Origin of the sequence: Streptomyces coerulescens (assembly GCF_042657965.1) — a bacterium.
Taxonomy (GTDB): domain Bacteria; phylum Actinomycetota; class Actinomycetes; order Streptomycetales; family Streptomycetaceae; genus Streptomyces; species Streptomyces coerulescens.
Genome location: NZ_JBHSKM010000001.1, coordinates 340,485 through 351,049, shown reverse-complemented (window position 1 = coordinate 351,049; position 10,565 = coordinate 340,485). Strand labels below are relative to the sequence as shown.

The 10,565-nt window shown below is 70.7% G+C and carries 10 protein-coding genes; 5 read left to right on the top strand and 5 right to left on the bottom strand.

What is annotated here, in order from left to right:
* The first annotated feature begins 264 nt into the window (after positions 1 to 264).
* From ACFPQ9_RS01530 to ACFPQ9_RS01520, 3 genes are all read left to right on the top strand, one after another.
* The gene (locus ACFPQ9_RS01530; RefSeq protein WP_380845204.1) at positions 265 to 2,028 is read left to right on the top strand and encodes a S1C family serine protease; all 1,764 of its coding nucleotides are present in this window, start codon (positions 265 to 267) and stop codon (positions 2,026 to 2,028) included.
* Positions 2,029 to 2,212: 184 nt separating this feature from the next.
* Positions 2,213 to 2,653, top strand: coding sequence for a sec-independent translocase (locus ACFPQ9_RS01525; RefSeq protein WP_380845172.1), 441 nt, complete (start codon positions 2,213 to 2,215; stop codon positions 2,651 to 2,653).
* 152 nt (positions 2,654 to 2,805) lie between these two features.
* Positions 2,806 to 3,549, top strand: a complete 744-nt coding sequence (locus ACFPQ9_RS01520) for a hypothetical protein (protein WP_380845169.1) — start codon at positions 2,806 to 2,808, stop codon at positions 3,547 to 3,549.
* 139 nt (positions 3,550 to 3,688) lie between these two features.
* Here ACFPQ9_RS01520 and ACFPQ9_RS01515 read toward each other — a convergent pair whose 3' ends face one another.
* From ACFPQ9_RS01515 to ACFPQ9_RS01505, 3 genes are read right to left on the bottom strand one after another with little or no spacing between them, the layout of a single operon-like run.
* Positions 3,689 to 4,822 (bottom strand): Mrp/NBP35 family ATP-binding protein, encoded by a 1,134-nt coding sequence (locus ACFPQ9_RS01515; protein ID WP_380845166.1) that lies wholly within the window; start codon positions 4,820 to 4,822, stop codon positions 3,689 to 3,691.
* A 43-nt stretch (positions 4,823 to 4,865) separates the two neighbouring features.
* Positions 4,866 to 5,462 (bottom strand): DUF1003 domain-containing protein, encoded by a 597-nt coding sequence (locus ACFPQ9_RS01510; protein ID WP_380845163.1) that lies wholly within the window; start codon positions 5,460 to 5,462, stop codon positions 4,866 to 4,868.
* Complete coding sequence (locus ACFPQ9_RS01505; RefSeq protein ID WP_380845160.1) at positions 5,446 to 6,747, bottom strand: magnesium transporter MgtE N-terminal domain-containing protein; 1,302 nt, start codon at positions 6,745 to 6,747, stop codon at positions 5,446 to 5,448. Before ACFPQ9_RS01505 ends, ACFPQ9_RS01510 begins: the two co-directional genes overlap by 17 nt.
* Before the next feature lie 223 nt (positions 6,748 to 6,970).
* Between ACFPQ9_RS01505 and ACFPQ9_RS01500 the strand changes: the two genes are divergently transcribed.
* Positions 6,971 to 7,717, top strand: a complete 747-nt coding sequence (locus tag ACFPQ9_RS01500; protein ID WP_380845157.1) for a hypothetical protein — start codon at positions 6,971 to 6,973, stop codon at positions 7,715 to 7,717.
* Positions 7,718 to 7,805: 88 nt separating this feature from the next.
* Here ACFPQ9_RS01500 and ACFPQ9_RS01495 read toward each other — a convergent pair whose 3' ends face one another.
* Positions 7,806 to 8,312 carry a hypothetical protein gene (locus tag ACFPQ9_RS01495; RefSeq protein WP_380845154.1) on the bottom strand — a complete coding sequence of 169 codons (507 nt, stop codon included), beginning with the start codon at positions 8,310 to 8,312 and terminating at the stop codon, positions 7,806 to 7,808.
* A 33-nt stretch (positions 8,313 to 8,345) separates the two neighbouring features.
* The gene (locus ACFPQ9_RS01490; RefSeq protein WP_380845151.1) at positions 8,346 to 9,461 is read right to left on the bottom strand and encodes a magnesium and cobalt transport protein CorA; all 1,116 of its coding nucleotides are present in this window, start codon (positions 9,459 to 9,461) and stop codon (positions 8,346 to 8,348) included.
* Positions 9,462 to 9,967: 506 nt separating this feature from the next.
* Here ACFPQ9_RS01490 and ACFPQ9_RS01485 point away from each other — a divergent pair.
* A complete protein-coding gene (locus ACFPQ9_RS01485; protein ID WP_380845148.1) occupies positions 9,968 to 10,552 on the top strand; it encodes a suppressor of fused domain protein in 585 nt (194 codons plus the stop codon).
* Positions 10,553 to 10,565: the final 13 nt, after the last annotated feature.

Genomic DNA, 10,565 nt, shown 5'->3' with positions numbered 1-10,565 from the left:
GACGGTGGGGCTTCGGGCGGCGGTGGCTTCGGGGGTGGCGGGGCTTTGGCCGACGGTGACTTCCGGGACGGCGGGGCTTTGGCCGACGGTGACTTCCGGGACGGCTGGGCTTCGGTCGGCGGTGACCGCCGGGATGGCGAGGCCTCGGTCGACGGTGACTTCGTGCTTCGGCCCGCTGTGAGCGGCGGGGGCGACCCGGCCTCCGGCGAGGGTGACTTCGAGCTGGCTCGGCCGACCGGGGAGCCCGCGCCTGCGGCGGTGAGTATGGACAAGCCCGCCGACCGGGCGACCGCTCCCGCAGCGCCCGTCGCGGAACACCCCAAGCCCCTGCACGACCCCGACCCTTACAGCACTCCGCCCTACGGCGAGCCCGGCCCCTGGGCGCCCGCACCGCCGGTCCAGCACCCGGCGACGACACCGGCCCACGGGACGGCCGTATCGACGCCGCCGGCGCCGGGTCAGGCGGCCCCTGGGCAGCGCGGGCAGAGTGGTCAGAGTGGTCAGGGCGGGCAGAGCGGAGAGATGACGTCCGCGGCATCTTCGGCCCCTGCCCCTGCCCCTGCTCCGGCCCCTGCTCCTGCCCCCACCGTCCCCGCCCCGGCGCCCGGAGTCCCCGCGCAGGAGTCGGCCCAGGCCGTGTCCCCTGCCATTCCGGTCCCGGCCGTGACCCCTGCCATTCCGGCCCAAGGCGCGCCCCCCGTCATCCCCACCCAGCCGTCACCCCACCCGCCAATTCCAGCCACCCTTGATCACCTCACTCCCGCCGCCACCTCCACTCCCGGCCGGAGCGCCGACCCCGTCGACACCCCACCCCCCGCCAACCCCTGGCAGAACTACGACCCCTGGGCCCTCGCCGCGCTCCCCGCGTCCCCCCTTCAGCAGAACGGGGCCGCTGTGGCCAGCAAGGAGCAGCGGCGCAAGCGGGCCAAGAAGGTGTTGTTCGTGGGGGCGTTGGTGCTGGCGTTGGTGTCCGGCGGCATCGGCGGCGTCGTGGGGGCGTATCTGGAGCGCAATGGTGGCGTCGGGGGCGTCGAACTGCCGCAGGCCGACGCCGAGCCCGTCGGCCGGGCACCTGACAGCGTCGCCGGAATCGCGGCCCGCGCACTGCCCAGTGTCGTGACCCTTCATGTGAGCGGGCGCGAGGAGCAGGGCACCGGCACCGGCTTCGTGCTCGACGACCGAGGGCACATCCTCACCAACAACCACGTGGTCGAACCCGCGGGCGACGACGGCGAGATATCCGTGACCTTCCACAGCGGTGACACCGCCAAGGCCACCGTCGTCGGTCGCGACAGCGGCTACGACCTTGCCGTCGTCAAGGTCACCGGCGTCAGCGGCCTGAAGCCCCTGCCGCTCGGCAACTCCGACAACGTCCAGGTCGGCGACCCGGTCGTCGCCATCGGCGCCCCGTTCGACCTGGAGGGCACCGTCACCTCGGGCATCATCAGCGCCAAGGAGCGGCCCATCACGGCGGGCGGCGAGGGCGGCGACGCGAGCGATGTGTCGTATGTGGACGCGTTGCAGACCGACGCGCCCATCAACCCCGGCAACTCCGGCGGCCCCCTGCTCGACGCCCGCGCCCGGGTGGTCGGCATCAATTCCGCGATCCGTTCCGCCGACACCGGATCCGAACTCGACGGCGCCCAGGCAGGCTCCATCGGCCTCGGCTTCGCCATCCCGGTCAACCAGGCCAAGCGCGTCGCCGAGGAGCTGATCAACAGCGGCCGGGCGACGCACCCGGTGATCGGCGTCACCCTCGACATGGACTACGCGGGCGACGGGGCCCGCGTGGGCACCAAGGGCAGCGACGGCGGCTCCGCGGTCACCCGAGGCGGCCCCGGCGACAAGGCCGGCATCGAGCCGGGCGACGTCATCACCGAGGTCGACGGGCAGCGTGTCCACTCCGGCGAGGAACTCATCGTCAAGACCCGTGCCCACCGCCCCGGCGACCGGCTGAAGCTGACCCTGGAGCGCGGCGGCAAGGAGCTCACGATCTCCCTGACCCTGGGCTCGTCGAGCGGTGGCTGAGCGGGACCGGAACTCACAGAGACCTCTCAGCGTGACCCGTGTCACCCACCCACACAGGCCCTGACAAGGCAAACAACCCGGAAAACCGCACGCCCACACGCATTCGGAGGGCTCGGGACAGTACCGGTCGTAGCGGATCGCCGGGTACCGTGGAGCCGACCGAGGACATCGCAAGGAGCTTCAGGTGTTCAATGACATAGGACCGCTCGAGCTGGTGACGCTCATCGTCCTCGCCGTGCTCGTCTTCGGTCCGGACAAGCTCCCGAAGCTGATCCAGGACGTCACGCGGACGATCCGCAAGATCCGCGAGTTCTCGGAGAGCGCCAAGGAGGACATCCGGCAGGAACTCGGCCCGGAGTTCAAGGACTTCGAGTTCGAGGACCTCAACCCCAAGACGTTCATCCGCAAGCAGCTGGACAACGATGAACTGGGGCTCAAGGAGATCCGCAACGGCTTCGACCTGAAGAAGGAAATGGCCGAGGTCACCGACGCCGTGCATGGCCGTGAGTCGGAGTCGTCCTCCGCGTCCGGCTCCGCCGGCTCCTCGGGCGGCAGCATCGACATGACGAAGAAGCCCGAGAGCCCTCGCGACGAGCGCCCGCCCTACGACGCGGACGCCACCTGAGCCGCACGAACACGGGAGCGGTCGGCACCCGTGCGTGACGCTTCTCATACTCCGCCCGGGTCGCACACGGCTTGATCCCGCCCTCCGTGCGCCCCACGCGCCGGGCGGTTTCCATGCTGCTCGGAGCGGTGTGGCTATGCTGCCGAGTTGTTGTGCGGACCGGACGAGTACGCCCGAAGGGGGGCGGGCCGGGCTGGTCCGGCGAGAGCGAGGAGGCGTCCGGGCACATGGAGACGACGAGTCAGACGACTAGTCGCGCAGTCGCGCAGGAACCGGCCGCGGAGAGCGGACAGCAGGTCCCCTCTGCCCGGCGCACGGTCGACGGCTACCTGCTGGCGCCCTTCCCGTGGTACGGCCTCGACGAGGCCTTCACGGGGCCGCGTTGGCTGATGCAGGTCGGTACGGCGGCCGACGGGGTCGTGGAACACGGATCGATCGGGCACGGGGAGGAGCCCTCCGTGCGCAACGAGGCGACGGAGGACCGGGAGAAGTTCGCGGTCGTGGTGACCGTCGCCGCGAATCCGTCCCGGCGGAGTGCCGACGGTACGGGGCTGCTGGAGGCCACCTCGGTGTCCTCGGCGGCGTGGCTCGCGGGGGTGGGGCTGCTGACCTTCACCTGGCCGGGGCAGATGGACCACTCGCTGCGGGACGACTGGCTGGAGCAGCAGACGGAGACGGCTTGGGCGCTGGCCGACGATCTCGCCGGGCCGGCGTGGTCGACGCTGTCCCTGCCCGTCGACGGGGTGCCGACGCCGTTCCACTACCGGGAGTCCGAGTTCGGGTGGGTGCTCGCCGGGTCCACCGAGGCGGGGGTGCATGTGGGGGCGTATGGCAGGGGGATGAGTGCGTACGGGCTGGGCTTCGCCGTGGTCAAGGACATCGGCCAGTACGCGTAAGGGGAAGTGAAAATGGGGGCACCGTGGGATTTCGGTGCCCCCTCGCCGTAGGGTTCGTCGCGTCTCGCGGCTGCGGGTTTGTCTGTGGTTGCTCGCGCAGTTCCCCGCGCGCCCCTTTCGGGGCGCTCCCGCGAAGCCTCTAGAACTTGTTGCGCGGCGTGATGCCCAGGGACATGCCCGACAGGCCCCGCTGCCGTCCGCCCAGCTTCCCCGCGATCCCCCGCAGTGCGGCGCCCGCCGGGCTGTCCGGGTCCGTCAGGACGACCGGCTTGCCCTCGTCGCCGCCCTCGCGCAGGCGGACGTCGATCGGGATGTTGCCGAGGACCGGGACCGTCGCGCCGGTCGTGCGGGTGAGGCCGTCGGCGACCACCTGGCCGCCGCCCGTGCCGAAGACATCGACCATCTCGTCGCAGTGCGGGCAGGGCAGGCCGGACATGTTCTCGACCACGCCGACGATCTTCTGGTGGGTCTGTACGGCGATAGAGCCGGCCCGCTCGGCGACCTCTGCGGCGGCCTGCTGCGGGGTGGTGACCACCAGGATCTCTGCGTTCGGGACCAGCTGGGCGACGGAGATCGCGATGTCGCCCGTGCCCGGGGGCAGGTCGAGGAGCAGGACGTCCAGGTCGCCCCAGTACACGTCCGCCAGGAACTGCTGGAGTGCGCGGTGGAGCATCGGGCCGCGCCAGACGACGGGTGCGTTGCCCGGCGTGAACATGCCGATGGAGATGACCTTCACGCCGTTCGCAGACGGCGGCATGATCATGTTCTCGACCTGGGTCGGACGGCCGTCGGCGCCCAGCATGCGCGGCACGCTGTGGCCGTAGATGTCGGCGTCGACGACGCCCACCTTCAGACCGTCGGCCGCCATCGCGGCCGCCAGGTTGACCGTGACGGAGGACTTGCCGACGCCGCCCTTGCCGGAGGCGACCGCGTAGACACGGGTCAGGCTGCCCGGCTTGGCGAAGGGGACCTCGCGCTCGGCGGTGCCGCCGCGCAGGGCGTTCGCCAGCTCCTTGCGCTGCTCGTCGCTCATCACGTCGAGCGTGACGTCGACGCGGGTGACGCCCTCGACCGCGGAGACGGCGTCCGTCACGCGCTGCGTGATCGTCTCGCGCATCGGGCAGCCGGAGACCGTCAGGTACACGGTGACCGCGACCGCACCGTCCGCACCGATCTCCACCGACTTGACCATCCCGAGTTCCGTGATGGGGCGGTTGATCTCGGGGTCGTTCACCGTCGCCAGTGCCTCGCGCACCGCGTCTTCCGTAGCCATAAGGACGATGGTACGGCCCGGTAGCCGTGCCCCGGAAAGGCTGTCAGCGGTCGTCTACGTCACGTCCGCGCGACCGATCCGCCGGGAATACCCCGTGGTCCCGGTGACCGTTGTGCCCGTCCTGCAGTTCCTTCGTCAGATCCTGGAGCTCCGAGCGCATCCAGTCGCGGGTGGCCACCTCGCCCAGGCCGATGCGCAGGGCGGCGATCTCGCGGGTCAGGTACTCGGTGTCGGCGATGGACCGCTCGTTCTGCTTGCGGTCCTGCTCCAGGTTGACCCGGTCGCGGTCGTCCTGCCGGTTCTGCGCGAGCAGGATCAGCGGGGCGGCGTAGGAGGCCTGCAGGGACAGGACCAGGGTGAGGAAGATGAACGGGTACTCGTCCCAGCGCAGATCCCTCGGCGCCGCGACGTTCCACAGCACCCACACGACGATCACGACCGTCATCCAGACCAGGAACCGTCCGGTGCCGATGAAGCGGGCGATGCGCTCGGAGAGCCGTCCGAAGGCCTCCGGGTCCCATTCGGGCAGGATCCGGCGGCGCGGCGGGCGGGGTTGGTCGAGGCGCGCGCGGGGCGCCCGGGAGGCCGCGGTGGCGCCCGAAGCCGTGCGCTCGCGCGTGCCCTCACGCTCCTGCGCCATGCCCTGACACCCCCTCGCCCGCGCCCTCGTCCAGATGGAACTCCGTCTCCCGCCAGTCGTCGGGCAGCAGGTGGTCCAGTACGTCGTCCACGGTCACCGCCCCGAGCAGCGACCCGGAGTCGTCCACGACCGGGGCCGCGACCATGTCGTACGTGGCGAAGAACCCGGCGACGACCGGCAGCGCCGCATCCGGCTCCAGCGCTTCGAGCGCCTCGTCGAGCAGTGCGCTGACCAGCGTGTACGGCGGGTCGCGCAGCAGGCGCTGGAAGTGGACCGTGCCGAGGTACTTGCCGGTGGGTGTCTCGTCGGGCGGGCGGCAGACGTAGACCTGGGCGGCGAGGGCCGGGGACAGGTCGGGGTTGCGGACGCGGGCGAGGGCGTCGGCGACGGTGGCGTCGGGGCGCAGGATGATCGGCTCGGTCGTCATCAGACCCCCGGCCGTGTGCTCCTCGTAGGCCATCAGACGACGCATGTCGGCCGCGTCGGCGGGCTGCATCAGGCTCAGCAGCCGTTCCTGCTCGTCCGTCGGGAGCTCGCCGAGCAGGTCGGCCGCGTCGTCGGGGTCCATGGCCTCCAGGACGTCGGCCGCGCGCTCCTGCTTCAGCTTGCCGAGGATCTCGATCTGGTCGTCCTCGGGGAGCTCCTCCAGGACGTCGGCCAGCCGGTCGTCGTCGAGGGCCGCAGCGACCTCGGCGCGGCGCTTGGGGGAGAGGTGGTGCAGGACGTTGGCGAGGTCGGCGGGCCGCAGCTGCTCGAAGGTGGCCAGGAGGGACTCGGCGCCCTGCCCCTGCTCCTCCAGGGAGAAGCCGGTGACGGCGGACCACTCGACGGTCAGCGACTCGCCCTTGGCCCGGCGCAGGGGGCCGCTCCTGCCGCCCTTGCGCACGAAGACCTTGTCGATCTCCCAGTCCCGGCGGGCCGGCAGCTGCCCGACCGACAGATCGAGGACGGTGACCTCCTCGCCGGTCTCGACGAGGGTGACCCGCCGGTCCAGGAGCTCGCCGAAGACGAGACGCTCGGTGGGGCGCTGCTCGAAGCGGCGGACGTTGAGCACGCCGGTGGTGATGACCTGGCCGGACTCGACGCCGGTCACCCGGGTCATGGGCAGGAAGATACGGCGCCGGGTGGAGAGTTCGACGACGAGTCCGAGCAGCCGCGGGGGGCGTCGGCCGACCCGGAGCATGACGACCAGATCGCGGACGCGGCCCACCTGATCGCCGTTCGGGTCGAAGACGGCGATACCGGCGAGATGCGAGACGAAGATCCGGGGAGCGCCGGCTGCCATGGCTGAGGCTCCTTCGTGTGCGGGGTGTGCGGTGGGGCTGTCGCGGCTGCGCTGCCGTGCCGCCTTTTGTCGAATTGCCCGCTCGGGTGGGCTTCAGGCTAGCCCGTCCGGATCCGATACGCCCTGGTGAGAGGTCCGGACGGACCGGCTCCGCCTGGGGGGTGACGTGCGGGTACGCTGCCGTACGCCGCTCAGGTCCCACGACAGAAAGGCAGCCCCACCTGTGACCGCGATTCCCCAGGGTCGTACGCGCCGGGCCGCACTGGTGACCGCCATCTGTGCCCTGGTCGTGTCGGGAACGGGACTGACGGGATGCAGCGAGGACCCGGACGAGGGCACCAACGGGGTCGGCAAGCTGCCGGTCGCCGACATCCAGCGCAAGACCCGTGCGGCCGCCGACGCCGCCGAGGCGGTGCACCTGTCCGGGAACCTGGTCACCAGCGGGCGCACCTACAAGCTCGACATGCAGCTCAAGGCCGATGGCGCGACGGGATCCGTCACCGCGCAGGGGTCCACCTTCCAGCTGCTGCGGATCGGTGAGCAGCTGTATCTGAAGGCCGACTCCGGCTTCTGGAGCGACGCGGGCAACGACGGCAAGGCGGACGCCGGGGCCGTGGACAAGCTGAACGGCAAGTACGTGAAGGTGCCGCAGGGCGACCCGGCGTACAAGAAGTTCAGCGGCTTCACGGACAAGGACGTACTCCTCGACGGCCTGTTGACGCTGCACGGCAATGTGGCGACCGACGGCCACCACGAGCAGGCGGGCGTCCGCACCATCCGCATCACCGGCGACAAGGGCTCGGGCGGCACCCTCGACGTCTCCCTGGAGGGCGACCCCTATCCCCTGCTGCTGACCCGGGCGGGCGACGGCGGCACCCTGACCTTCTCCGACTGGGGCAAGGACTTCGCCCTGGAGAAGCCGAAGAAGGGCGACACGGTGGACTACGGCAAGCAATTGCCGACGTCGTAACAGCGCGGCTGATTCGGCTGCGGTCCAGCAGCGCTCTGGGGGCGCGGGGAACTGCGCGACCAGCCACGACGGCGCGGCAGTCGAACTCTCAGCGACGCCGCTTCAGCAGCAGCCGCGGCAACCCCGCCGGAATCGGCCGCCGCGTCGTCGCAGACGAAGGCAGCGGCGCCTCCGCCAGAGACCCCTCCGGCAGCGCCCCGATGGCCCCCGTCGGCTCCAGCCGCAGCACCCGGCACTCGCGCGCCCAGCGCCCGGGCATCGCCTCGCCGTCGGGGGCGTTGAGGCGCTTGCCCTTGAGCTCGCCGACCGTCGCCTCCCACTGCTCGGAGCCCGCCGCGAGCTCGACGACCTTCGCCGTCCAGGAGACCAGTCGGCCGCCCTTGTCCTTGCTGCGGACCGTCACCTCGGCCTCGGCCCCGTCGGCCAGCCCCGGCAGCGGCTGCTCACCCGGGCCGTCGCCGACGACACAGGCCGCGCCCTCGTGCCACACGTGCCACAGCGCCCGCGCCGGGGCACCGGGGCCCCTGACCCAGATGAGGCCGGACTTCTTCGTGGCCTCCTCGACGACGGCCTGGTCGAGCAGCTCGCTTGTCATGGCCCCAAGCCTATCCAGCGGAACCCGCGGCCCTCAGAGCCAGCCGTTGCGCTTCAGCGTGCGGTGGATGCCCAGACAGATCGCCACCGTGACGCTGAGGATCACCGGGTAGCCGTACTTCCAGTGGGTCTCCGGCATGTAGTCGAAGTTCATGCCGTACACACCGCACACCATCGTCGGCACGGCGATGATCGCGGCCCACGAGGTGATCTTCCGCATGTCCTCGTTCTGTGCCACGGACGCCTGGGCGAGATTGGCCTGGAGGATCGAGTTCAGCAGCTCGTCGAAGCCGATGACCTGCTCGTGCACGCGGGCGACATGGTCGGCGACGTCTCGGAAGTACTTCTGGATGTCGGGGTCGATCAGCCGCATCGGCCGCTCGCTCAGCAGCTGCATGGGGCGAAGGAGCGGCGACACCGCGCGCTTGAACTCCAGGACCTCGCGCTTGAGTTGGTAGATCCGGCCAGCGTCCGTGCCGCGCGGCGAGCCCTTGCGGCCCGGCGAGAACACCTCGGTCTCCACCTCGTCGATGTCGTCCTGCACCGCGTCGGCGACGGCGAGGTACCCGTCGACGACATGGTCGGCGATGGCGTGCAGCACGGCCGACGGGCCCTTGGCGAGCAGCTCGGGGTCGTCCTGGAGGCGGTGCCGCAGCGCCCGGAGCGAGCCCTGGCCGCCGTGCCGGACGGTGATGAAGAAGTCCCGGCCGGTGAAGCACATGACCTCGCCGGTCTCGACGACCTCGCTGTTGGCGGTGAGCTCGTCGTGCTCGACGTAGTGGATGGTCTTGAAGACGGTGAACAGGGAGTCGTCGTAGCGCTCCAGCTTGGGGCGCTGGTGCGCCTGTACGGCGTCCTCGACGGCCAGCGGGTGCAGTCCGAACTCACCGGCGATACCGGAGAATTCGGCCTCGGTGGGCTCGTGCAGCCCGATCCACACGAAGCCCCCGTCGCGCCGCACCTGGCGCATGGCCTCGTGCGGGGTCAGCGGCTTGTCGGTCTCCAGGCGGCGGCCGTCCCGGTAGACGGCGCAGTCGACGACGGCGGAGGGGGTCGCGGGGTCCCGCGTGGTGTCGTAGGTACCGCTGTCCTTGCGCAGCGACGGACGGGCCGGGCGGACCGCGGCACGCAGGTCACGAATCATCGACATGAGCAGGCTCCTTCGCAACGGGCAACGAAGCGCGGAGGACCGCTGTACGGCTGGAACTGCCCGGAATGGGGACGTCCTGACCTCAGGATGTTTGGTACGTCCACAAAGCGGGGAGCACCGCACCGTTGCGGTGATGGGCTTCGTTGCTGATTCAGATCAGACGATCAGGCAAAGCGAAACGAAGTGCTCTTCCGCGTGAGGACGCAAGCGTGAGAGGACGGCGGTCAGCCGGAGCGGAACAGCCGAATCAGCTACATCAGCGGCGGGAAGAGCGAGTGGTACTGCACGGTCGACTTCGATCCATGACAGCCCCACCTCCTCCGGCCGGTCCCTCGTAAGGGACGATCCACACCCCGTACGGGGTTCCCCGTAGGGGAGTTTTCATCAGCGTCGGGACTCGATAGCGACGCTTCTGCGTGCTGCCCCGAACACCGGGCAAGAGTATCAGCCGACTGAAGTGTCAAGGCGCTGCTTTGCCCGGTACTGACGAGTTCTATGCTCGCGGCATGGCTGATGTTCTTCCTCTGGTCGAAGCCCGGTTGCGCACCGCACTGGGCGAACCGGACGCCCGCGCGGCGGTCACTTTCCTCGGTACGGACCGCATGGAGGTGCTCCGTTTCCAGGAGGGCGACATCGTCCGCTACGCGACGCTCGGCATGTCCGCGCAGCCCATGAGTGATCCGACGGCGATGGTCGCCGACCCGGTCAAGGGCCCCCGCGCGGAGCTCGTCCTCTCGGTGCGCGCCGGGATCGCCGACACCGACAAGGCGCTCCGACCGCTCGCCGTGCTCGCCGCGTCCCCGCAGGTGGAGGGCGTGATCATCGCCCCGGGCGCCTCGCTGGACGTCGGTGAACCGCTGTGGCCGGGCGCCCCGTTCACCTCGGTCCTGGTCGCCGAGCCGGGCGGCTTGGTCGAGGACCTGGAGCTCGACGGGCCCCTGGACCCGGTGCGTTTCCTGCCGCTGCTGCCCATGACGCCGAACGAGGCGGCCTGGAAGCGGGTGCACGGTGCCCAGGCCCTTCAGGAGCGCTGGCTCACCAGTGGGACGGACCTCAGGGATCCCGCCCGCAGGTCCGTCCCGCTGGAGTGACGGGGCGTGAGGA

What these genes read in the sequence shown, in the direction of transcription:
- ACFPQ9_RS01530 (WP_380845204.1), top strand. Translation starts at nt 265, where the DNA reads ATGGACAAGCCCGCCGACCGGGCGACCGCTCCCGCAGCGCCCGTCGCG.
- ACFPQ9_RS01515 (WP_380845166.1), bottom strand. Translation starts at nt 4,822, where the DNA reads ATGGCTACGGAAGACGCGGTGCGCGAGGCACTGGCGACGGTGAACGAC.
- ACFPQ9_RS01510 (WP_380845163.1), bottom strand. Translation starts at nt 5,462, where the DNA reads ATGGCGCAGGAGCGTGAGGGCACGCGCGAGCGCACGGCTTCGGGCGCC.
- ACFPQ9_RS01505 (WP_380845160.1), bottom strand. Translation starts at nt 6,747, where the DNA reads ATGGCAGCCGGCGCTCCCCGGATCTTCGTCTCGCATCTCGCCGGTATC.
- ACFPQ9_RS01495 (WP_380845154.1), bottom strand. Translation starts at nt 8,312, where the DNA reads ATGACAAGCGAGCTGCTCGACCAGGCCGTCGTCGAGGAGGCCACGAAG.
- ACFPQ9_RS01490 (WP_380845151.1), bottom strand. Translation starts at nt 9,461, where the DNA reads ATGTCGATGATTCGTGACCTGCGTGCCGCGGTCCGCCCGGCCCGTCCG.
- ACFPQ9_RS01485 (WP_380845148.1), top strand. Translation starts at nt 9,968, where the DNA reads ATGGCTGATGTTCTTCCTCTGGTCGAAGCCCGGTTGCGCACCGCACTG.